We start from the raw sequence: 22,692 nt of genomic DNA, 5'->3' as shown, positions 1-22,692 counted from the left end.
ATCATACAAATTGCAAAAAAACGAGGAAATTTCACCGCTTGCAATAAATAATTATTGAATAATTTTGCATATTTATGCAAAATATCACTATTCAGATGTACAGGACATCTTTTAATAAGATTAAAGAAGCGAAAAGGAACACAATATGGCACTTTGGGGTGGACGTTTTAAACAAGAAGCTGATGCAAAATTTAAATTTTTCAATGACTCGTTACGTTTTGACTATCGTTTAGCATTACAAGATATTGACGGTTCAATCGGTTGGGCGAAAGCGATTACTTCGGTCGGTATTTTAACCGAGCAGGAACACCAACAATTAGTGGTGGCGTTAAAAGAATTACGTGCGGAAATCGAGCCGAATATTGCGATTATTTTACGTGATGATGCGGAAGATATTCATAGCTGGGTAGAATCAAAACTGATCGAAAAAGTCGGCGATTTAGGTAAAAAACTCCACACCGGTCGTAGCCGTAACGACCAAGTTGCGGTGGATATGAAAATGTGGTGTAAAGTGCAAGCGGTCGTATTGCAAGAGCGTATCCGTAACTTACAGCACAAACTGGTTGAAACTGCCGAAGCAAATCAAAATGCGGTGATGCCGGGTTATACCCATTTGCAACGTGCGCAGCCGATTACTTTTGCACACTGGTGTATGGCGTATTACGAAATGTTAGAGCGTGATTTCAGCCGTTTAACCGATGCTTATAAACGTATGCACACTTGCCCGTTAGGTTCAGGCGCATTAGCCGGTACGGCTTATTCAATCGATCGTGATGCACTGGCACAGGATCTTGGTTTTGCAATCGGTACACGTAACAGTTTGGATTCGGTTTCGGATCGTGATCACGTGTTAGAACTGCTCTCAACCGCTTCGATCAGTATGGTGCATTTATCGCGTTTTGCCGAAGATTTGATTTTCTTCAATAGCGGTGAGTCGGCATTCTTAGAATTATCGGATCGTGTTACTTCCGGTTCTTCATTAATGCCGCAAAAGAAAAATCCGGATGCGTGCGAGCTAATTCGTGGTAAATCAGGCCGTGTTTTCGGGGCATTATCAGGTTTACTCACTACCTTAAAAGGTTTACCGCTCGCTTATAACAAAGATATGCAAGAGGACAAAGAGGGCATCTTTGATGCGATGGAAACCTGGCAGGCTTGCTTAGAGATTGGGGCGTTAGTGTTGGAAGATATCAATGTGAACGTAGAACGTACCCGTGAAGCGGCACAGCAAGGTTATTCCAATGCGACCGAACTTGCCGATTATTTAGTAGCGAAAGGTATTCCGTTCCGTGAAGCTCATCATATCGTGGGTGAAGCGGTGGTTTATGCGATCAGCAAACGTGAACCGTTGGAAGCGTTAAGCGTAGCGGAATTTAAACAGTTCCACCCGGTGATTGATGAAGACGTTTACCTGATTCTTTCGTTAGAATCTTGTTTAGAAAAACGTAGTGCGAAAGGCGGGGTGAATCCGGAACGTGTACGTGAAGCGATTGAAGCGGCTAAAGTAAATTTAGGGGCTTAGTTTTACCACGCACGGCAAAGCCGTACGTGGTTACGATCAGCCTACGGCTGAGTGAGCCACTCTGTGGCTCTAGAACACTTTGTGATGGTACTAGCCTTTGACGAGTGCCTTTAATTTTTTTACTTATATATCAATTAACGAGTAGCACTCGACAGGAGTTGAGTACTATCTTTGGAGATTTGGATAAGATCAAGCGGTCTGATTTTGTAAGAAATTTGCAAAATCAGACCGCTTGTTTATTTGTAGCCTACGCACGACAAATTCTCTTTTATTCTGTGTATTCGGTATTTTCCGTGGTTCAGAATAATATCTAAATTCGGCTGCCGTGTTCCACTTTGACGTGGCTGGCGTGGTCGATTTCTTGGTTATTGTAATCGGATTTAAAGCCTTTCAAATAAACACGAATATGATTTTCTCGTGCGGTAATATTGGCGAAATCTTCAATTAATTCTAATACGTCTGAAGCAATGTAAGAGGTGCGAGAGGCGTCAATAATCACTTTAGAATTCGGGCGAATATTTTTTAAGGTCTTTTTAATCGCCGCTTTATTTAAGAAAGAAACTTCTTCGGAAAGCTGCATTTTGATGTAACTTGCGTCTTCCAATTCTTCACGGCTTAAATAGTAAGCTCGCTTCATATTACCTTGTAATAAAAAGATAATACTAATCACTAAGCCCAATCCGACCCCTTTGAGTAAATCAAACGCTACCACTGCTGCTGCCGTTGCCACAAACGGAATAAATTGATAAATCCCTTTATGCCAGAAGTGTTTGAAAACCGTTGGACGAGCCAATTTATAACCGACCAAAATTAAGACGGCAGATAAAGTGGCTAGCGGAATTTGATTTAAAATGCTCGGAATCGCTAAAACACAGACCAACAATAAAACACCGTGAATGATACTGGATAATTTGTGGGTTGCACCGGCATTGGCGTTAGCGGAAGAACGTACGATCACGGCAGTAATCGGTAAGCCGCCTAATACGGAAGAAACAATATTGCCCACCCCTTGCGCGCGTAATTCTTGGTTGGTATCGGTAATGCGGCGTTTACTGTCTAAACGGTCGGCGGCTTCAATTGATAATAACGTTTCGATTGAGGCGACAATCGCCATGGTTGCACCGGTTACCCAGACAATTGACGAACTGAAACCGGCAAAATCCGGAAAACGAATTAAATCGCTCATTTCCGCCCAAGAATTAGGAATCGGTAACTGGACGAGCTGTGTTGCAGGAATGGCTAGTGAGCTGTCCATACCGATAAATAAGCGATTCAGACAAATACTGATAATGACTGCAATTAATGCCGAAGGAAGCATTTTAATTTTTTTAAGAGTAGGGGAAGAGTCCCAACCCAACATAAGAAACAGCGAAAGCAGAGCAATGCTGAACGAGCCTAGATGAATATTAATAAAGGATTGGCTCAGTTCTTGGAAGAATTGTTTATTCCCCAATGCGTACGGCAGTTGCGAGAAAATAATTAAAATACCGATACCGGCTAACATCCCTTCAATCACTGCAATCGGAATATAGTTGGTAATACTGCCGGCACGTAAAAAACCGAGCGAGAGTTGAATAACGCCGGCGATGATACCCGCGCAAAGAAATAATTCGAATGAGCCTAATTGAGTAATCGCCGCAAGCACAATCGCAACCAACCCGGCGGCAGGCCCTGCCACGCTGATATGTGACGAACTCAATGCGCCGATAACAATACCGCCGATAATACCTGATACGACTCCCGAAAGCGGCGGTGCGCCAGACGCCAATGCGATACCGAGGCATAGAGGTAAGGCGACTAAAAATACGACTAAACCGGAGGCAAAATTTTGTTTAAATAAACGGGTTTTATCTTTTTCGGAAATCATTATGGGTACCACTTATTTCTATATTTTTTATTTCTATATTTCGAGCATGCTTTAGCACAATGACTAAAGTGCGAAATATATTCTACGCCTTTTACCGGCATAATCTTTGGTTTATATCAGAGATTTTGATAATTCTTTTATTCTATGGAATAAATTTGCCGAAAATATTCATGGTAAGAAAATTTTTCGTGCAAAATTGCGAGTTAAGATTGCAAAACAAGCGTGACATCTTTAAACTTCCGAATAATTTTTTGTAATTTTTTAATCAAGAGCCTCGTTATGACCGAATCAACTCATCCAATGCAAGAAAATCAAGATATTCCTTTAGGACAAAAGCTGAAACAAGCGCGTGAAGCGTTGCATTTAAGCATTGAGGATGTCGCCAAAAAAACGAATTTAAAAAAATCTCACATCGAGTCTTTAGAAAACGATATTTTTATTTTACAAAATGTAGCGCCGACCTTCGTACGCGGTTATGTACGCAACTATTTACGCTTCTTACGTCTGCCGGAGGCCTTGGTTTCGACCGTAAATTACGGCGAAGTGATTATTCCTAAAGACGCGATTAAAACGCCTTCGCCTAAAGTCGTGCAAAAATCTCAAACGAAATGGGTGAAATATCTTACTATTCTTGTCTTATTAGGTGCGGTGGGGATGACGTTACTTTGGTGGTGGCAAGATTACCAAAAAGAACAAGAAAGCCGAGAACATATTGTGAGCAGTTCCGTTGTAGAGCCGATGGCGACGCAGGCTACTGCGCCAATTACCGCCCCTGTGGTAGAAACACCGTCCGCACCTGTAGCCGTTGCACCTGTTATGGAAACGCCTAAAGCGGAAACTACCTCACCGATGCCGACGGAAAATAATGCGCTAAATACGGCTGCGGCGACAGAACAACCGCAAGTTAGCGTTACGCCGGAAGCGACAACCGAAGCGGTTAATGTGTTACAACAACCGGCTATCGAACCGGCAGCGGAACAATCTCAAGCGGCTGCCGTCGGTAATGATGAGTTACGTATCGAAATTACCGGTAAAGAAAGCTGGATCACGGTAAAAGGCAGTAAGAGTAAGAAAAGTTTAGCGGAAAAATTATATAGTAACGGTGAAGTGCTGACATTTAACGGCGATGAACAGTATCGTTTAACCATTGGTGCGCCGGCGAATGTAAAACTTTATTATAAAGGCCAAGAAGTACCGTTAAAAATTGACGGGCGTGTTGCTCGTATTAGATTACCTTTAGCACAATAAGGATTGGAAATGTCAATTCATCAATCGCCAATTAAACGTCGCGAATCTAAAAAGATTTGGGTGGGGAATGTCGCAGTCGGCGGCGATGCGCCGATTTCGGTGCAGTCGATGACCAATACGCGTACCACCGATGTGGAAGCTACCGTTGCACAAATCAAATCGCTTGAGCGTGTCGGTGCGGATATCGTACGCGTTTCGGTACCGACTATGGATGCGGCGGAAGCGTTTAAAGTGATTAAACAGCAAGTGAACGTACCGCTCGTGGCGGATATTCATTTCGATTATCGTATCGCATTAAAAGTGGCGGAATACGGTGTGGATTGTTTACGTATCAATCCGGGTAATATCGGTAACGAAGAGCGTATTCGCGCCGTTGTGGACTGTGCGAAAGATAAAAATATTCCGATTCGAATCGGTGTGAATGCCGGTTCACTTGAACGTGATTTACAAGAGAAATACGGCGAGCCGACTCCGCAGGCATTATTGGAATCGGCATTACGTCATGTAGATATTTTAGATCGCTTTAATTTTGAGAACTTTAAAGTGAGCGTAAAGGCATCCGATGTTTTTCTAGCGGTCGAATCTTATCGTCTTTTAGCCAAACAAATCGTACAGCCGTTGCATTTAGGCATTACCGAAGCGGGCGGTGCGAGAGCCGGTTCGGTCAAATCCGCAGTCGGTTTAGGACTATTACTGTCGGAAGGTATCGGTGATACGTTGCGTATTTCGCTTGCAGCGGATCCGGTTGAAGAAGTGAAAGTCGGTTTCGATATTTTAAAATCGTTGCGTATTCGTTCTCGCGGTATCAATTTCATCGCTTGCCCGACTTGTTCACGTCAAGAAATCGACGTTATTGCTACGGTAAATGCGTTGGAACAACGTTTGGAAGATATTTTAACTCCGATGGACGTTTCCATTATCGGTTGTGTGGTAAACGGGCCGGGTGAAGCGCTGATTTCCGATTTAGGGGTAACCGGTTCCAATAAAATGAGCGGTTTCTATCTTGACGGCGTTCGCCAAAAAGAGCGTTTCGATAATGAAAAATTAATTGACCAACTGGAAGCAAAAATTCGAGCAAGAGTTGCCGAACAACACAATCGAATTCAAATCGAACAAATTTAATTTTAGTAACCACGGTGACACCGATTTACGGATATTGTGCAAAACAAGCGGTCAATTTTCTTCAAAAATTTACCAGCCGTACTATTTTGTGTTGTCCGTGGTTTTAGCGTAATAAAAGGAAAATAAAGTGGCTAAAAATATTCAAGCAATTCGTGGGATGAACGATTGCTCACCGACAGAATCGCCGTTATGGCAGTGGATTGAAAATAAAGTACGTAACGTATTAGCCGGTTACGGTTATTCCGAAGTGCGTATGCCGATTGTCGAAAGCACCCCGCTTTTCGCACGTGCAATCGGCGAAGTGACCGATGTGGTTTCAAAAGAAATGTACACCTTCTGGGATAATGACGAACAATTAACCCTTCGTCCGGAAGGGACGGCAGGTTGCGTGCGTGCGGCGATCGAACGCGGGTGGATTTACAATAACGAACAACGTTTATGGTATATGGGTCCAATGTTCCGTCACGAGCGTCCGCAAAAAGGTCGTTACCGCCAATTTCACCAAGCCGGTGTAGAGGTTTTCGGTATTCCTAATCCGGAAATTGATGCGGAATTAATTATTTTAACCGCACGTTTATGGAAAGAACTGGGCATCGATCAACACGTGTCTTTACAATTAAACTCTATCGGTTCGCTTGAAGCTCGTGCGAATTATCGTTCGGCATTGGTAAAATTCTTAGAAAATCACACTGCTTTAATGAGCGATGAAGAAAAAGAACGTTTAGTTAAAAATCCGTTACGTATTCTTGATACCAAAAACCAGGCGTTACAAGAAGTACTTAATGATGCGCCGAAATTATTGGATTACTTAGATGATGACAGCCGTGAGCATTTTGCGCACCTTTGTCATTTACTAGATGCGATGGGTATCACTTATGAAGTGAATCCGAAACTGGTACGCGGTTTGGATTACTACAATAAAACCGTATTCGAGTGGGTAACTTCGGCATTAGGTTCTCAAGGCACGGTATGCGGTGGCGGCCGTTATGACGGCTTGGTCGAACAACTCGGCGGTCATGCAACGCAAGGCGTCGGTTTTGCGATGGGCTTAGAGCGTTTGGTTCTGCTTGTTCAAGAAGTGAATAAAGAGATCAACTTACCGAAAGCGGTTGATGTCTATGTGGTTTATTCGGGTGAAGGCGCGACTTTAAATGCGTTCCAAATGGCGGAACGTATCCGTAGCGAATTACCGCAATTAGGTGTGATGACTCACTGCTCGGGCGGTAACTTCAAAAAACAATTTAAACGTGCGGATAAAGTGGAAGCGCAAATCGCATTGGTTATCGGCGAAAGCGAAGTTGAACAACAAACCGTGGTGCTAAAAGATTTACAAAGCGGTGCGGAACAAGTCATAATCGCGCAAGCGGATTTAATCGCGGAACTTACAAAACGTTTTTAACATTAGGAAAAATGAATGAGTAACGAATATTTAAATAAAACGGAAGAACAACAGTTCGAAGAGGCGAAGAATTGGTTTAAAGAGAACGGTACGCCGATTTTAGTTGCCGTCATCATTGCTTGTGCGGCGACTTTGGGCTGGAACTTTTGGCAGAATCACCAAGTTCAGGCGGCGCAACAAACCTCGGCGACCTACCAAAATGTTATGGAAAGCTATTTGCAAGATCCCGAGAAAAATCAACCGCTCATCGAGAAGTTTATCAGTGAGAATAAAGATTCGAGTTATGCGGTGTTCTCACAATTGGAATCGGCAAAACAAGCGGTTGAAAAAGCGGATTTTGCAGCGGCGAAAACCGTATTGCAAAGCGCACTTACTTCAACAAGCGATGCCAGCTTACAAACGATCATTCGCTTCCGTTTGGCAACGTTGGATTATCAACTAAAAAATTATGACGATGCGTTGGCGACTTTAGGTCAAATTACGGATCAAGTATGGGAGCAACGTAAATTAGTCTTAACCGGTGATATTCTGGTGGCGAAAGGCGATAAGGCTTCGGCGAAAGGCGTTTATGAAAAAGCGAAAGCGACCGCAACCAATCAAGATAAAGTATTGATTGACGTACGTTTAAATAATCTATAATCGAAATAGGGCTGTTTGTGCAGCCCTATTTTTTTATATTTATCGGAAATTATGTGATTTATATTTTACATTAATATTTGTTTTCACTTAGAATAGTACAGGTTTTATTATATTTGGAGGTCGTGTTATGAATACGCAAACAATTTCAAATTTTGTTAAACAAGAACTTTCCGGCTGGAAACCTTTTGAGGTGATTTGGTTAGTTGCCTTTATTGCGGCGCAAGTTTGGGCTTATGTGCAAGCACCGGATTCTATTTTGGCAATGATTTCTGGCATTGCCGGCATTATCTGTGTTGTATTGGTCAGTAAGGGGAAAGTCAGTAACTATTTATTCGGTTTAATTTTTGCTTATACCTACTTTTATGTGGCGTGGGGTAATAATTTTATCGGGGAAATGAACAGTGTGCTTTATGTGTATTTGCCGGCGCAATTTATCGGTTACTTCGTGTGGCAAGCGAATATGCAAAAAGACAGTCAAGGCGGCGGGGCGGTGATTGCCAAGTCGTTAAGTGTCAAAGGCTGGATTATTTTGTTAGCGGCAATCGGTATCGGGACTTTTCTATTTATTCAAGCACTCAAAGCGGCGGGCGGTAGCTCGACCGGTTTAGACGGCGTTACCACTATCACAACCGTAGCGGCACAATTACTGATGATTTTACGCTATCGTGAGCAATGGTTATTGTGGATTGTACTTAATGTGTTATCAATCGCCTTATGGGCGGAAACACCGGCGATGTATTTAATGTACGGAGCTTATCTGCTTAACTCGCTCTACGGTTTCTATAACTGGACACAGTTAGAGAAAAGCGCACAGCGTTAATCGTTTTATCAACAAATAACAAGCGGTCTAATTTGCAAAATATTTTACCAATTAGACCGCTTGATTTTTTGCTGTTAGCTTAAAAAGCAAATTACGCTTTTTCTCTTGCCACCGCACGGTAGCCGATATCACGGCGATAGAAACGTCCTTGCCATTGAATTTGTTCGGCAAGTTTTAACGCTTGTTGCTGTGCATCAAACACCGAATTACCTAATGCGGTTGCACATAAAACACGCCCGCCGTTAGTGACTAATTTTCCGTCTTTTTGCTCCACACCGGCAAGGAATACTTTCTGTGATTTTTGTGCTTGAGTTGGAATACCGCTGATTTCGTCGCCTTTACGGTAATCGCCCGGATAACCTTCCGCTGCAAGCACGATGCCTAACGCCGCTTGTTCACACCATTTTGATTTAATCGTATCAAGTTTTTCATCGCAAGCCGCTAAACAAAGTTGTACAAGATCCGACTCTAAACGCATCATAATCGGCTGGGTTTCCGGATCGCCGAAACGGCAGTTGAATTCGATTACTTTCGGCTGTCCGTTCGGCATAATCATTAAACCGGCATAGAGGAAACCGGTATATGGATTGCCTTCCGCCGCCATACCTTTCACGGTCGGGTAAATGACTTCTTGCATAACACGATTATGGATTTCCGGCGTAACGACCGGAGCCGGTGAGTATGCCCCCATTCCGCCGGTATTTAAACCTTGATCGCCTTCGCCGACACGTTTGTGATCTTGGCTAGTCGCCATCGGCTCAACGTTTTTACCGTCCACCATCACGATAAAACTGGCTTCTTCACCGTCTAAAAATTCTTCGATAACTACGCGGCTACCGGCTTCGCCGAACGCATTGCCCGATAACATATCTTTTACCGCTTCTTCCGCTTCTTCAAGCGTCATCGCAACAATCACACCTTTACCTGCAGCTAAACCGTCCGCTTTAATTACAATCGGCGCACCTTTTTGTTTTAAGTAAGCAAGTGCCGGTTCAATTTCGGTAAAGTTTTGATATTCGGCAGTCGGAATCTGATGGCGAGCTAAGAAATCTTTAGTAAAGGCTTTTGAACCTTCTAACTGTGCTGCCGCTTGAGTCGGGCCAAAGATTTTTAAGCCGTTCGCACGGAATGCATCAACTACACCGATAACAAGCGGTGCTTCAGGTCCGACAATGGTTAAGCCGATTTGGTTTTCCTTCGCAAAAGCAACTAATGCGGGAACATCGGTTGCGACTATCGCCAAATTTTCGATACCTTCTTCCAATGCGGTGCCGGCATTGCCCGGTGCGACAAACACTTTTTTTACTAAAGGCGATTGACGAACTTTCCAAGCTAAAGCGTGTTCACGACCACCGTTACCGATAATTAATACATTCATTTGGATTCCTTATAAATTAACAAAAGCAAACGTTTGCGTAATTGTACTAGAAGATTGCAAAATACTGAACTATTATTCGTATTTTTATCAATAAACCCGACTTTCGTTTTTAAATGGTCAATTTTGCCGTTAAACTCCGTTTAAAATACCGTCATAACCATAAAATTCGCTTGCAAAAGCAACAGATTCATGTATAATTCCACCGTTCAGTCACATTTGTTTTTTTAATCCTTGCTTCCACAAGTTGGTGACTGGCTAAAGTTGGAGGCTGCTAACCCGTAAGGATAGTCAATGCGTCACTACGAAATCGTTTTTATGGTTCACCCGGACCAAAGCGAACAAGTACCGGCAATGATTGAGCGTTACACAGCGTCTGTTAAAGAAGCTGGCGGTCAAGTTCATCGCTTAGAAGATTGGGGTCGTCGTCAATTAGCATACCCAATCAACAAACTTCACAAAGCACACTACGTGTTAATGAATGTAGAAGCACCTCAAAGTGTAATCGACGAGTTAGAAACTAACTTCCGTTATAACGATGCAGTTCTTCGTAACTTAATCGTTCACACTAAAGCGGCAGTAACTGAAGCGTCACCAATGGTGAAAGCGAAAGAAAGCAAAGTTGCTGAAGCGGTAGCTGAAGTTGAATCAGAGGAAGCTGGCGAGTAATTCGCCGATTGATAATTGCTTAATTCTGAGCGGCTCGGTCGCTTCAACGGTTAAGCAAAGCCAAAACCCGTTAGGGGTTCCGAATTACCGTTTTTGGCTTGAACATCGTTCAATTCAAACCGAAGTAAATTTAGAGCGTCAAGCGTGGTGTAAAATCCAAGTGATTTTAAATGGCAATCAATTTAGTTTAATAACCCAACAAATAAAGCTCGGCGATAAAATTAGAGTTTACGGATTTATCCACACTCACAAAGACTATAACGGTTTAAGCCAATTAGTCGTTCATGCCGAACATATTGAATTTATAGATCAGGAGAAGCCAAATGGCACGTTATTTCCGTCGTCGTAAGTTCTGCCGTTTCACAGCGGAAAATGTTGTTGAGATCGATTACAAAGATATCGCTACATTAAAGAACTACATTTCTGAAAGCGGCAAGATTGTTCCTAGCCGTATCACTGGTACTCGTGCGAAGTATCAACGTCAATTAGCTCGCGCAATCAAACGCGCTCGTTACTTAGCGTTACTTCCATACACTGACAACCATCAGTAATAGAGAGGTCGAGTACAATGCAAGTTATTTTATTAGATAAAGTTGCTCACTTAGGTTCTGTGGGCGACCAAGTAACTGTTAAATCAGGTTTTGCACGTAACTTCTTAATCCCACAAGGTAAAGCGGTTATGGCAACAGCAGCAAACATCGCTCACTTCGAAGCACGTCGTGCCGAGTTAGAAGCGAAAGCGGCTGAAGCGTTAGCGGCAGCACAAGCTCGTGCAGCTAAAATTGCTGAAATCGCAGCAGTATCAGTATCTGCAACAGCAGGTGATGACGGTCGTTTATTCGGTTCAATCTCTGCAAAAGATATCGCTGATGCATTAACAGCGGCAGGCGTTGCAGTAGCTAAATCAGAAGTTCGTTTAGGTGAAGGTCCGCTTCGCACAACCGGCGAACACGAAGTTAAAGTTCACTTACACCCTGAAGTGAATGCGGCAGTTACCATAAACGTAGTTGCTGAATAATAATCGTAATGATTAACTGAAATACCCAGCTTTTTAGCTGGGTATTTTTTTATATATTATCTAAGCGTTTATACTGAACTTGATGAAACTATGCGGATTTTTTCTTAAGAATTGCATATAATTCATCTTTAATATGTAATTTTTCTCTTTTAAGAACTTCTATTTCATCATTTGTAGCAAGCTCGATATTTGATTCCATATTTTTAATCCGTTGATCCAACTCGTTATGTTTGTCGAATAAACGAGAAAAATGCGTATCGCTATTTTTTAATTGAGTAATTAATTCACGAAATTCAGGGAACATATACAACTCCTATTATGTCTTAGTTAATCAATTGGTTTAGTTTGATACTACTCCTTTTTATTTATTCGGCATTGATTTTCTTTTGATTTTTTGAAGCTGATCACAAAATATTTGTATTGGAATAGATTGATGAATTTACTCTAATATTAGCTCAGGTATAATACTGCCTCAGCTTGTTTTACAGGGACAATAATAATGCGTTACAAAGCTCTCTTATCCTTTTTCTTCGCTTTAGTAAGCGGTACGGCTTACGCTAAGTGGGAAAAAATTAATGATATTGATTACACTTGGGGTCCTTTCAAAATTTATAATATCTCCCTTTTTACCGAAACAGGCGAATACAAACAAGAATCTCGCCCGATTATGCTGACTTTAAAATACAGTAAGCCGGTGGACGGTCGGGATTTTGCGATTTCCGTTGCCAAATCGTGGACGGATTTAGGTATTACGTTACCGAAACAAGATGAAGTGATTGATCGCTTACGTAAGATTTTACCGGACATCAAAGCTGATGATGAGCTAAGTTATATTGCCTTAGAGGATAAAGGCTATTTTGTATTAAACGATCAGGTAATTGAGCAAGAATTTGATCGAGCGTTTAATAATGCAATGTTAGCGATTTGGCTCGATCCTAAAGTTGAGTTTAGCCAAAAGCTCATCACTAAAAAAGTGGAAGGTGCCGAGCAAGTGGTTCATCGTTCATTGGAATATACGCAAAGTTTAGAGGAAGTGTCGCTTGAGCCAAGCAAAGAAAATATTTCAGCGGTTTCCGAATTGAGCGATGATACGGCGCATACGGAACAAGCGGTGGATTCCGAACAATTATCGACAAAATTAGAATCGACTAAAGCGATAAAATCTATCGGAGTACCGAGCTTACTTTCTCCGATTATGAATAAATCTTCGGCGCAGAACAAAGCGGGTGTGAAAGAACAGGTTGAGCAAAAGCCGTTAGAAGCTGAAAAAACGGTAGAAACGAAAAAAGAAGCCGTAACTGAGCATAAGACGACTGATTCGCAAACAGCGGTAGCGGAAAAAAACTCTCAAGCTAAAGAAAGCGTAGAGCCTAATAAAGAAGCGGTTGCAATAGAGAAAAAAGCGGAAGAGGTTAAAGAAACGCAAGCCGAGAAACCGTTAGAATCGGAAACGCCGGTAGAACCGGCTAAAGCAAAAGAAACCACTTCGCCGGAGAAACAATCTAAAGAAGAAGTAGAAAACCCGGAAAAAGAAATTATGCCGGAAATGGATCCGACACCGGACTATAAACTTCCTCTTTCATAAGGAGTATTAAGCAGTTGATTGGCTGCTTAATTTTTTTTAACTGCCTTAATAAATAAAAGTGGCGGGCGATGTTGTAGATCTTTAAACTCATTATGCCATTGCGGTTGTTCCGCCAGCATCGGCTCTTCCACTTGCACGATTTCAAACTCGGCTTGAATCAGCTGATTGCAAATCGTTGCCATCGTGCGATGATAGGTTTTGAATGCTTGTTGAAACCAACTTCTATCTCGCTCCCCCTCATCTCGATAGAAATTTAAACGATAAGCAACTTGTTGTTTTTGCTCATTTTTCTCCCAACGATAGCCGTCTTTATAGCAAGTGACAATAGGATGTTCTTGGGAAAAAATCAGTGTGCCGCAAGCGGTCATTTTTGCAGAAATTTTTGCAAGTAAATCGGCAAAATCCTCAATATAGTGAAACGCAAATGAACTGGTGACCACATCAAAATTATCTTCCGGAATTTTATCTAATTGTTCCATTGGCAAGCAGTGCAGTGAGAAAGCGGTCGATTTTTGCCAATTTTTTGCTAAATCACTTTCCGCCTGTTTTAGCATTAGCTCCGATAAATCCAGCCCGACAACTTTATTCGCACCTAATTCCAAATAATGCGCCAAATGCACTCCGGTACCGCAGCCTAAATCTAACACTTTTTTATTGGTAAGATCCGGTAAAAGTGAAAACATCGTAGGCTTTTCCACCACTTCATTCATACTGATTGGGTTTTCACGTAATTGTTGATAACGTTCAAAGAAAATCGGGGTATCGTAAATACTTTTTTTCAACTGTTTATTCCTATAAAAAAGCCCACAAATGTGGGCGATATGTTACTGGTATTGGGCGAGATTTTGCAAGGTCTGATAGGCTTTATCTGTTCTCAGCAAGTCTTTGACACGTTGTACGTTAGCTTTTAAATCTCGTTCGCCGAAAGTACGCATGAGCATAGCGGTATTTACAGCTACCGCATCAATATGTGCCGCTTCGCCTTTGCCTTGTAATAAAGCGGTAATTTTTTCCGCATTTTCTGTAGGTTCTCCACCTCTTAAAGCTTCAATCGAATGGCGTTGAACCCCAAAATCCTCCGGTATGAGGCTGAAATAGTGAATTTTGTCATCTTCAATTTCGGCGACTAAAGTTTCGCCGTGTACAGCCACTTCATCTAAACCGGAACCGTACACCACAATCGAATGTTGATAATTTAAGGTGCGTACCGTTTCTGCATAAATTTTCAAAACTTCCGGTGAATAAACGCCGAGTAATTGGCGTTTAGCGTGTGCCGGATTGACCAACGGCCCTAAAATGTTAAATAGCGTGCGAGTTTTCAACGTTTGTCGCACCGGTACGGCGTGTTTAAAACCGGCGTGATAAAGCGGAGCAAATAAGAAACAGAGATTATTTTCATCTAACGCTTGGCGTGCGGTTTGGGGTGAAATCGTAACATTAATCCCTAATGCGGATAGCACATCGCTTGCGCCGGTTTTACTGGAAACGCTACGGCTACCGTGTTTTGCTACTTTATAGCCTAAGGTCGCCGCTACAATCGCACTGGCGGTAGAGATATTGATTGTGTTTTGTCCATCACCACCGGTTCCGACAATATCGGCAAAAGCGTAATCGGGAGCTGGGAATGCGGTTGCATTTGCAAATGCCGCTTCAACCGCTCCGGCAATTTCCTCAATTGTCTCGCCCCGTACTTTTAACGCAATTAATGCGCCGGCGAGTTGTTCGTTAGAAACATTACCTTGAATTACTTGTTCAAAAAAGTATTGCGATTCTGCTTTCGTGAGCGCTTGATTTTCAAATAATTGGCTAAGAATGTTGTCGAGTTGCATAGTGTTATCCTGTTTTCGTTATACTGATAAGCGGTTATTTTTCTAAATTTTTTTGCTTAATGTTGTGTGGAAAGCAGCCATTCGACCGATTGTTTTAATAATTTAGTGCCTTCTACGGTTAGGATTGATTCTGGGTGAAATTGAAAGCCGCAAATCGGTAATTGTTTGTGGCGAATCGCCATCACGATATTATCGAAGCGAGCATTAATTTCTAACTCCTCTGGCAGATTATCACCCATTAGTGAATGGTAACGGGCAACCGGCATCGGGTTATTAATACCGTGGAACATTGCTTGGTTATCGTGTTCAATTTTTGACACCTTGCCGTGTAAAACGGTACCGGTATGCGCGATACGTCCGCCTAACGCTTCGATAATTGCTTGATGCCCCAAACAAATGCCAATCATCGGTACAACACCTTTGAGTCGTTTAATGATTGCTAACATATTGCCGGCTTCTGCCGGTGTACCGGGGCCGGGCGAAAGTGCCACAATACAATTTTCGGTAGTTTGTGCTTTGTTTAGAAAGTCTTCTAATGGGTAATCGTTACGAAAAATCGTCACTTGATGACCTAATTCACGAAATTGATCGACAAGGTTGTAGGTAAACGAATCAAAATTATCAACAAAAAGAATATGTGCCATAGCTTATCCGTCCTTATTTGGTATTAACTTGTGCGATTGCTTTTAATACGGCTTTCGCTTTGTGACGCGTTTCATCCGCTTCCGATTGCGGATCCGAATCCAATACTTCACCGCAACCTGCCTGTACGTAAGCGATGCCGTTTTGTACGAATGCAGAACGAATCACAATGCAGGTATCTAAATCGCCGTGCGAAGTTAAGTAACCGACAGCACCGCCGTAACTGTGGCGTTTTTGTTGCTCTACTTGGTAGATTAATTGCATCGCCTTAATTTTTGGCGCACCGGTTAATGTACCCATATTCATACACGCTTGGTAAGCGTGTAACGCATCTAAATCGCTATGCAATGTGCCGACCACACGAGAAACAAGGTGCATAATTTGTGAGTAGCGATCGATTTGCATCAGATCCACCACTTTACGTGTACCGGCTTGGCAGACTCGTGCGACATCATTACGAGCGAGATCCACTAGCATTAGATGTTCAGCCAATTCTTTTTGATCTAAACGCAATTCCAATTCCAAGCGAGAATCTAATTCCGGATCAATATTGCCATTAGCATCAAAGCCACGCGGACGAGAGCCGGCAATCGGATAGATTTCTAATTGACGATTAGCTTGTGAATATTTCAGCGCACTTTCGGGTGATGCACCGAATAAAGTGAAGTTTTCGCCTTGCATAAAGAACATATACGGGCTTGGATTATTCATTTTAAGCTGGCGATAAGCCGCTAAAATATTCGGACAAGGCAAACTAAAACGGCGTGAAGGTACAATTTGGAATACATCACCGATATGAATATGATGTTTTAGCTTTTGAACGATTTGTTTAAAGGCTTCGTCTTCAATATTGGTTTTCACTTCACTGCTTGCCGCTTGAATCGGTAAACGCAATTCGCAAGGCTGATATTTTGCAAGAATTTGGCTAAATTCGACCGCTTGTTGCTGTAAACGGTTTTGCTGGGTTTCATCAAAACAGAAAGTATGCAGTACCGATTCTTGTTTTTGGTGATCAATAACTGCTAATTGTTCGGCAAGATAGAAGCTGTAATCGTGGCAACCTAAGCCGTCATCTTGTAATTGAATGCCGTCCATCGGAATGAAATGAGCGACCAAATCGTAGCTAAATAAACCGCCTAAATAGATCGGCTCCGCTTTATCGGCAAAAAGTCGGCTCACACAACGTAAACCGTCAAACACGGTGCTAGTTTTAAGTTTGCTGTCTTCATCCAAATTTTGGGCAATGGGCGGGAAGGCTGCTGACAAGCGGTTAAATTCCGCTGAGACTTTGCAAGTTGGTGCCGGAGATAATTGCGCAAGGGCAGTTTGAAGATGAGGTAAGATTGCTTTACCGTTTTCGGTCAATGCCTCAAAAGTTACGGTTTGTGCGTCGCAATAAATATGTAATGCGGATTGAGCGAACAATAAACTTTTTAAGCTGTTTTTACTGTGGATTTCCGCCGAATCCAATAATAGCGTATGCGGTTTATGATCACAGAGATGATAAAACGCGACGGTCGTATCTTCATAATAGGGGAGCTGTGTTTGCTGAGTATGGAGATTCATTTCACGATTCCTTGTTTAAAATTATTTATGTACTATTAAACTAGTATAAATGTAATAAGTCAAGTATATTTTTTAAATGTGCAAGATTTGACTAAAACTACAGATTTTATTTATTTGCTTTTGTACAATAACCATTATTTTTTACTTACGGGATATATTATGGCAACTCCACAATCAGGCATTACATTAACCCATCGTAAATCAGGCATTTTTATTGAAGCGAATGTGCTAAATATTGAAATGTTCCGTCCTAGAATTCATAACATTCAGCATCAATTTCAAGAAATTCAGCAGCAGTTTGCTACAGAGGCATTAGGGCTTACCCTGGCTTTTGGTAAGGCACTTTGGAGCCAGTTAAAGGCTAATTCCGCTACCGAATTAAAGGATTTTGTCTCACTAGGAAAAGCGGAACGAGAGTATGCGCCGGCAACCCAACGTGATTTTTTAGTGCATATCCAATCTAATCGTCCGGATATTAATTTTTCTATCGCTTTAATGGTGGTGGAACAATTAAAAGCGGTGGCGGAAATTGTAGAGGAAACCCATGGTTTTCGTTGGGTGGAAGAGCGTGATTTAACCGGTTTTATTGATGGTACGGAGAATCCGCAAACCGATGAAAAATTGCGTGAAGTCGCTTTAATTGATGAGGGTGAAGATGCCGGCGGCAGTTATGTATTGAGCCAACGCTATGTTCATCAATTATCAAAATGGCATAAGATGAACACGGAGCGTCAGGAACAAGTTATCGGCAGAACAAAAGCGGATAGCATTGAGCTTGATGATGTGCCGGAAAATTCTCATGTAGGGCGCGTGGATTTAAAAGAAAACGGCGAAGGTCTAAAAATTCTACGCCACAGTTTGCCGTACGGTTTAGCGAGTGGTGAGCATGGTTTATATTTTATTGCTTTTGCAAAACGTTTACATAATATCGACCAACAGCTTAAAAGTATGTTTGGCGAATTAGACGGTAAAACAGACCGCTTGTTAGGGTTTACTAAACCGGTTTCCGGTAGTTACTATTTTGCGCCGTCGTTAGAACAATTGGCTATGGTGTAATAATAGATACAAAAGTAGATTATTTTGCGATCTGAATCGTAAAAATAAGCATAGTTTACTGCTTAGAAGTGCTTTTTCTTTTAAGGTTATATTATTCTGATAAATGGAGATATAAATGTTTAATATATTTAAGAAACCTTTTAATAGAGAAAGCTTAGATTCTTGGTGTAAGATTTTGGATGATATTAGTAAAATTGAGCTTTTAGCAATTCCTGTTGTACTATATAGCCTGAATGGTTTGTTTTATAAATTATTTAATAGCACTGTGCTTTTATTTTCAATGTATATATGTTTATTTATGGCAGATTTTATACGTAAAAATAAAGAGAATTTGATGGAGGAATAAACAATGGGATTATCAATCGGACTTGTTATCGTTGCCGTGCTTTTATCTACATTTGCTTTTTTTATTGTACGTAGTGTTAAAAAATCTCATCTATAGTGTTCTTTTACGAGATGATTTCTATAACGCACAATTACTTTAGAGAATATAAGAATGTTGGTGTATAATGCACCAACATTTTTTTCGAAGGATATTACGCTATGAGCCAATTTTTTTATATTCATCCTGATAACCCTCAGGCACGTTTGATTAATCAAGCGGTAGAAATTATTAAAAATGGTGGCGTTATTATTTATCCGACAGATTCAGGTTATGCTTTAGGCTGTGCAATCGGTGAAAAACACGCAATGGATCGCATTGTTGCGATTCGTAAATTACCTGAAAATCACAATTTTACCTTGGTATGTAGTGATTTGTCAGAGCTTTCCACTTACGCATTAGTCACTAATCAATCTTATCGCTTAATCAAAAATAACACCCCAAATCCTTACACCTTTATTTTACCGGCAACCAAAGACGTACCGCGTAGATTAATGACCAAACGTAAGACGATAGGGATTCGTGTACCGGATAATGCGATCGCTTTGGCATTAATTGCAGCGTTAGGCGAGCCGATTTTATCGTGTTCGCTAATGTTACCTGATACGGAAATTACCGAATCGGATCCGGATGAAATTCGAGAACATTTGGAACATCGTGTGGATTTAATTATTCACGGCGGTTATTTAGGTCAAGAGCCGACAACCGTGATTGATTTAACCGAAGAGAGTCCTCGAATTATTCGTGAAGGATCGGGCGATATTACGCCGTTTAATTAATGATTTTCTCCTTCTTAAAGGAGGATATATATATTTTTAAAGACGCTCGTGAGAGCGACAAAGGAATCTTAATGAAAACATTTCAAACAAAAAATGCCGATTCGAAATCGGCAAAATTTTCTAAAAATCCACGTTTAGCCGAGCGTAATGAAAAGCGTGCCGAACGCCCGACCTCAAAACCGTTAAAAGCAAAAAGTGAGCAATCTTTTGCAAAAAAATCAGCAAAACCGACCGCTTCCATCACTGAAACCTCAGAGAAGAAAGAGAAAGTAGTCGGTGAAAAACTACAGAAAATTCTAGCGCGTGCCGGTCAGGGATCTCGCCGTGAGTTGGAAGAGATTATTGCGGCAGGGCGTGTAAGTGTTGATGGGAAAATCGCAAGCTTAGGCGATCGTGTGCAAGTAAGCAGTGCAACTAAAATTCGTATTGACGGTAATTTAATCAGCCTAATTCCGGTACAAAAAGAAATTTGTCGCGTATTGATGTATTACAAACCGGAAGGCGAATTGTGTACTCGTTCAGATCCGGAAGGGCGTGCAACGGTATTTGATCGCTTACCTCGTTTAACCGGAGCGCGTTGGATTGCGGTAGGTCGTTTAGATATTAATACTTCGGGTTTATTACTGTTTACTACGGACGGTGAGTTAGCGAATCGTTTAATGCACCCGAGTCGTGAAGTAGAGCGTGAATATTCCGTGCGTGTGTTCGGTAATATTGATGAAGCAATGTTACAACGTTTACGTAAGGGTGTTCAGTTAGAAGACGGTCCGGCAAACTTTAAACAGATTAAAACGGTCGGCGGCACAGGTTTAAACCAATGGTTTGATGTCACTTTAACCGAAGGACGTAACCGTGAAGTTCGTCGTTTATGGGAATCGCAAGGTGTTGAGGTTAGTCGTTTGATTCGTATTCGTTACGGTAATATCAAATTGGAAAAAGGTTTACCGCGCGGCGGTTGGGAAGAAATGGGCTTAGAGCAAGTAAACTATTTGCGTGAGCTTGTCGGCCTACCGGCGGAAACCGAAACCAAAGTCGATGTGACGAAAAATCGCCGTCGTACCAATATTCGCCAAATTCGTAAAGCGGTAAAACAGCATTCTAAATACAGAACGAAAGCGTAAAACAAACCTAGGTAAGCCAATATGAGAAATATTGGCTTTTTTATCTTTACATAATAATTGTAAATTTTGTTTTTTTATTTAAAGTTGTTTGTGTATAATTCGCTCGCCTATAATATCTATGAGGAGTTTTATATGAAAAACATCACAAAATTTGCAGTAACTTTATTAGCCGGATTGGTTATTACCGCTTGTGGCAGTAAGAACCATTCTATTGATATTAAACCTAAATCAGACAAACCTAAGCAGGAATAGCCTAAGCAGCCTCAACCGAAACAAGATCAGCCGAAACAGGAGCAGCCTAAGCAGGAGCAACCAAAGAAAGACCAACCAAAGCAAGACCAACCTAAGCAGGAGCAACCAAAGCAAGATCAACCTAAAGATAAAACAAGTGGCGGAGTATTTATTGTTGAAGGAGTTTCAAAGAATCTTCCTCAATTAACTAAAGAGAAATTGACAGATGCTAATTTGAATTCTATTAAGGTAGATGGTATTGAAATTAAGTTTGCAGATGCGACAAAAGCCGAAGGTAATTGGAAAGTTTCACCGGATAATTCACTCGTAGTTTGCTGTGATAAATATAGTTCGGTTCGATTTGGTGTGTATGAATCAAAAGGTAAAAGTTATTCATTCTATAACGGTAATGCAACAGCAGAAATGCCAACATCCGGTAAATTTACTTACACAGGTGATGCTTACTTGTTAGCAAGCGTAGTCGGTAATGGTGCCGAATCTATTGGTACTTCAAAGTTTGAGGCTGATTTCGGTACGAAAAAATTAACAGGAACTTTAACTTTCGATAAATTAAAAGACAGTAAAAATGTTGATATAGATAGTAAGATTTCTGGAAATAGTTTTACCGGTAAAGCTACCTTTGATAGTTTTAAAGGTACAGATGCTATCGTCGAAGGTAAGTTCTATGGTGAAAATGCTAAGGAACTGGCAGGAGCATTCGACAGTGCTAAGGAAAAAGGTGCCAAACTTGGCGATAAAAGCTGGGGCGGCGTATTTGGCGCAAAACAACAAAAGTAACATCTTGATTTAATACGCAAAGCGGTAGATTTTGTATAAATTTTAACAAATTCTACCGCTTTTAATTTTATTCAAAGTTATTTATCCAATACCATCAGTCCCGGTAGCGTTTCAAAACTTTGCGATTTAACCGTATTATGGAAATCATTAAGATAAGCGTAATGTTGATCCGATTCTCTGAATGCTCCGTAAAGATTACTGTATAGCCCTTGTTGAGTAATTTTCTTGGCAACCACATAGCCTCGATCCAAATAAGGTTTCACCGCCCAATACGGTAAGGTTGCAATCCCTCTTTTACTCGCAACTAACTGAATAATCGCAATGGTTAATTCGCTGGTTCTGCGTGTAGGCATAATCCCCGCAGGTCGCAACACTTTACGCAGTAAATCCAACATATCGTCCGGTACCGGATAAGTAATCCAAGTTTCGTCAATAAAATCTTCCGCTTGCCAAATATCTTTATCGGCTAAAGGATGATCCTTAGCACAAATGCCAACCATTTCATAAGAAAATAACGGACGATAAATAATGCTTTCCGTTTCTTCCGCTTCGGCAACAACCGCCCAATCCGCACGATGCGTTAAGAGTAACCCGATAGTATCGGTATGGAAACCGGATACAATATCCAATTCCACTAAAGGCCAACTTTGGCGGAAAGTATCCATTGCCGGCATCAGCCAGTCAAAGCAAGTATGACATTCGACCGCAATACGTAATTCTCCCGCTTCCCCTTGTTTAACACGGGCAAGATCGAGTTCGGCTTCTACAATCTTAGGCAAGATATCATGCGCCAGCTTCACCAGCCGATCTCCGGCGGGCGTAAAGCGTAGCGGCTGGGTTTTACGCTCAAATAAGGTCAGTTCATATTGATCTTCCAATAATTTAAGCTGATGAGAGAGCGCGGATTGCGTGAGATGTACGCGTTTTGCCGCAAGAGAAACGCTGCCGCTTTCTTTTAAAGCGACCAGTGTTTTTAAGTGGCGTAGTTCAAGAAAAATCGGTTTCATGTAAATAATTCATTATA

General features: G+C 41.5%; 23 protein-coding genes and 1 pseudogene. 16 read left to right on the top strand and 8 right to left on the bottom strand.

Translation table 11 applies throughout. From position 1 onward, the window contains the following. Positions 1–145: 145 nt before the first annotated feature. Positions 146–1,522: an argininosuccinate lyase gene (gene argH, locus DRF63_RS06440; RefSeq protein WP_005598124.1), complete on the top strand. Its 1,377-nt coding sequence runs from the start codon at positions 146–148 to the stop codon at positions 1,520–1,522. Positions 1,523–1,832: 310 nt separating this feature from the next. Here argH and DRF63_RS06435 read toward each other — a convergent pair whose 3' ends face one another. Beyond that, on the bottom strand, positions 1,833–3,389 hold the full coding sequence (locus DRF63_RS06435) for a SulP family inorganic anion transporter (RefSeq protein WP_005598119.1): 1,557 nt from the start codon (positions 3,387–3,389) through the stop codon (positions 1,833–1,835). A gap of 279 nt (positions 3,390–3,668) precedes the next feature. On the opposite strand from DRF63_RS06435, the gene DRF63_RS06430 reads away from it, so the two are divergent. The 5 genes from DRF63_RS06430 (at position 3,669) to pnuC (ending at position 8,617) form a co-directional block, all read left to right on the top strand. Then, positions 3,669–4,637, top strand: coding sequence for a RodZ domain-containing protein (locus DRF63_RS06430; protein ID WP_005598115.1), 969 nt, complete (start codon positions 3,669–3,671; stop codon positions 4,635–4,637). A 9-nt stretch (positions 4,638–4,646) separates the two neighbouring features. Further along, complete coding sequence (gene ispG, locus DRF63_RS06425) at positions 4,647–5,759, top strand: flavodoxin-dependent (E)-4-hydroxy-3-methylbut-2-enyl-diphosphate synthase (protein WP_005598113.1); 1,113 nt, start codon at positions 4,647–4,649, stop codon at positions 5,757–5,759. Positions 5,760–5,886: 127 nt separating this feature from the next. Beyond that, on the top strand, positions 5,887–7,158 hold the full coding sequence (gene hisS, locus DRF63_RS06420) for a histidine--tRNA ligase (protein ID WP_005598111.1): 1,272 nt from the start codon (positions 5,887–5,889) through the stop codon (positions 7,156–7,158). A 15-nt stretch (positions 7,159–7,173) separates the two neighbouring features. Beyond that, positions 7,174–7,797: a YfgM family protein gene (locus DRF63_RS06415; RefSeq protein ID WP_005598110.1), complete on the top strand. Its 624-nt coding sequence runs from the start codon at positions 7,174–7,176 to the stop codon at positions 7,795–7,797. A 127-nt stretch (positions 7,798–7,924) separates the two neighbouring features. After that, complete coding sequence (pnuC, locus tag DRF63_RS06410) at positions 7,925–8,617, top strand: nicotinamide riboside transporter PnuC (protein ID WP_005598109.1); 693 nt, start codon at positions 7,925–7,927, stop codon at positions 8,615–8,617. Between the two features lie 91 nt (positions 8,618–8,708). Here pnuC and purD read toward each other — a convergent pair whose 3' ends face one another. Further along, positions 8,709–9,995, bottom strand: a complete 1,287-nt coding sequence (gene purD / locus DRF63_RS06405; protein ID WP_005598108.1) for a phosphoribosylamine--glycine ligase — start codon at positions 9,993–9,995, stop codon at positions 8,709–8,711. A 291-nt stretch (positions 9,996–10,286) separates the two neighbouring features. On the opposite strand from purD, the gene rpsF reads away from it, so the two are divergent. From rpsF to rplI, 4 genes are read left to right on the top strand one after another with little or no spacing between them, the layout of a single operon-like run. Further along, positions 10,287–10,661 carry a 30S ribosomal protein S6 gene (rpsF, locus tag DRF63_RS06400; protein WP_005598107.1) on the top strand — a complete coding sequence of 125 codons (375 nt, stop codon included), beginning with the start codon at positions 10,287–10,289 and terminating at the stop codon, positions 10,659–10,661. Beyond that, entirely contained in the window at positions 10,636–11,010 is a 375-nt protein-coding gene (gene priB / locus DRF63_RS06395) for a primosomal replication protein N (RefSeq protein WP_005598106.1), read from the top strand. The genes rpsF and priB overlap by 26 nt, the downstream gene beginning before the upstream one ends. Then, the gene (gene rpsR, locus DRF63_RS06390; RefSeq protein ID WP_005598105.1) at positions 10,985–11,212 is read left to right on the top strand and encodes a 30S ribosomal protein S18; all 228 of its coding nucleotides are present in this window, start codon (positions 10,985–10,987) and stop codon (positions 11,210–11,212) included. The genes priB and rpsR overlap by 26 nt, the downstream gene beginning before the upstream one ends. A gap of 17 nt (positions 11,213–11,229) precedes the next feature. Then, positions 11,230–11,679: a 50S ribosomal protein L9 gene (rplI, locus tag DRF63_RS06385; RefSeq protein ID WP_005598089.1), complete on the top strand. Its 450-nt coding sequence runs from the start codon at positions 11,230–11,232 to the stop codon at positions 11,677–11,679. Between the two features lie 88 nt (positions 11,680–11,767). On the opposite strand, the gene DRF63_RS06380 is transcribed toward rplI, so the two are convergent. Continuing rightward, on the bottom strand, positions 11,768–11,983 hold the full coding sequence (locus DRF63_RS06380) for an HP1242/YdcH family protein (RefSeq protein ID WP_005598087.1): 216 nt from the start codon (positions 11,981–11,983) through the stop codon (positions 11,768–11,770). Between the two features lie 195 nt (positions 11,984–12,178). Here DRF63_RS06380 and DRF63_RS06375 point away from each other — a divergent pair, with 195 nt between their 5' ends. Beyond that, positions 12,179–13,264 carry a prolipoprotein diacylglyceryl transferase gene (locus DRF63_RS06375; protein WP_005598085.1) on the top strand — a complete coding sequence of 362 codons (1,086 nt, stop codon included), beginning with the start codon at positions 12,179–12,181 and terminating at the stop codon, positions 13,262–13,264. A 26-nt stretch (positions 13,265–13,290) separates the two neighbouring features. Here DRF63_RS06375 and DRF63_RS06370 read toward each other — a convergent pair whose 3' ends face one another. Genes DRF63_RS06370 through DRF63_RS06355 form a run of 4 tightly spaced genes read right to left on the bottom strand, consistent with a single transcriptional unit; the run spans position 13,291 to position 17,301 of the window. Beyond that, positions 13,291–14,046, bottom strand: a complete 756-nt coding sequence (locus tag DRF63_RS06370) for a class I SAM-dependent methyltransferase (protein ID WP_005598083.1) — start codon at positions 14,044–14,046, stop codon at positions 13,291–13,293. Between the two features lie 42 nt (positions 14,047–14,088). Next, a complete protein-coding gene (gene trpD / locus DRF63_RS06365; RefSeq protein WP_005598082.1) occupies positions 14,089–15,093 on the bottom strand; it encodes an anthranilate phosphoribosyltransferase in 1,005 nt (334 codons plus the stop codon). Positions 15,094–15,149: 56 nt separating this feature from the next. Next, positions 15,150–15,737: an aminodeoxychorismate/anthranilate synthase component II gene (locus DRF63_RS06360; RefSeq protein ID WP_005598079.1), complete on the bottom strand. Its 588-nt coding sequence runs from the start codon at positions 15,735–15,737 to the stop codon at positions 15,150–15,152. A gap of 13 nt (positions 15,738–15,750) precedes the next feature. Next, positions 15,751–17,301, bottom strand: coding sequence for an anthranilate synthase component 1 (locus DRF63_RS06355; protein WP_005598077.1), 1,551 nt, complete (start codon positions 17,299–17,301; stop codon positions 15,751–15,753). A gap of 159 nt (positions 17,302–17,460) precedes the next feature. On the opposite strand from DRF63_RS06355, the gene DRF63_RS06350 reads away from it, so the two are divergent. The 5 genes and pseudogenes from DRF63_RS06350 (at position 17,461) to DRF63_RS11410 (ending at position 21,668) form a co-directional block, all read left to right on the top strand. Continuing rightward, complete coding sequence (locus tag DRF63_RS06350; RefSeq protein WP_005598075.1) at positions 17,461–18,357, top strand: Dyp-type peroxidase; 897 nt, start codon at positions 17,461–17,463, stop codon at positions 18,355–18,357. Positions 18,358–18,472: 115 nt separating this feature from the next. Continuing rightward, a complete protein-coding gene (locus DRF63_RS06345) occupies positions 18,473–18,703 on the top strand; it encodes a hypothetical protein (protein WP_042655098.1) in 231 nt (76 codons plus the stop codon). 197 nt (positions 18,704–18,900) lie between these two features. Next, positions 18,901–19,518, top strand: coding sequence for an L-threonylcarbamoyladenylate synthase (locus DRF63_RS06340; protein WP_005598073.1), 618 nt, complete (start codon positions 18,901–18,903; stop codon positions 19,516–19,518). A 71-nt stretch (positions 19,519–19,589) separates the two neighbouring features. Then, a complete protein-coding gene (gene rluB / locus DRF63_RS06335; protein WP_005598071.1) occupies positions 19,590–20,639 on the top strand; it encodes a 23S rRNA pseudouridine(2605) synthase RluB in 1,050 nt (349 codons plus the stop codon). Positions 20,640–20,771: 132 nt separating this feature from the next. Further along, positions 20,772–21,668, top strand: a pseudogene (locus DRF63_RS11410) (Slam-dependent surface lipoprotein). 77 nt (positions 21,669–21,745) lie between these two features. Here DRF63_RS11410 and DRF63_RS06325 read toward each other — a convergent pair. Then, complete coding sequence (locus DRF63_RS06325) at positions 21,746–22,675, bottom strand: LysR family transcriptional regulator (RefSeq protein WP_005598065.1); 930 nt, start codon at positions 22,673–22,675, stop codon at positions 21,746–21,748. Positions 22,676–22,692 lie beyond the last annotated feature (17 nt).

The organism is Actinobacillus pleuropneumoniae, from assembly GCF_003290385.1.
Classification (GTDB): domain Bacteria; phylum Pseudomonadota; class Gammaproteobacteria; order Enterobacterales; family Pasteurellaceae; genus Actinobacillus; species Actinobacillus lignieresii.
The sequence above is the reverse complement of the archived record's forward strand: the minus strand, read 5'-3'. Positions and strand labels throughout refer to the sequence as shown.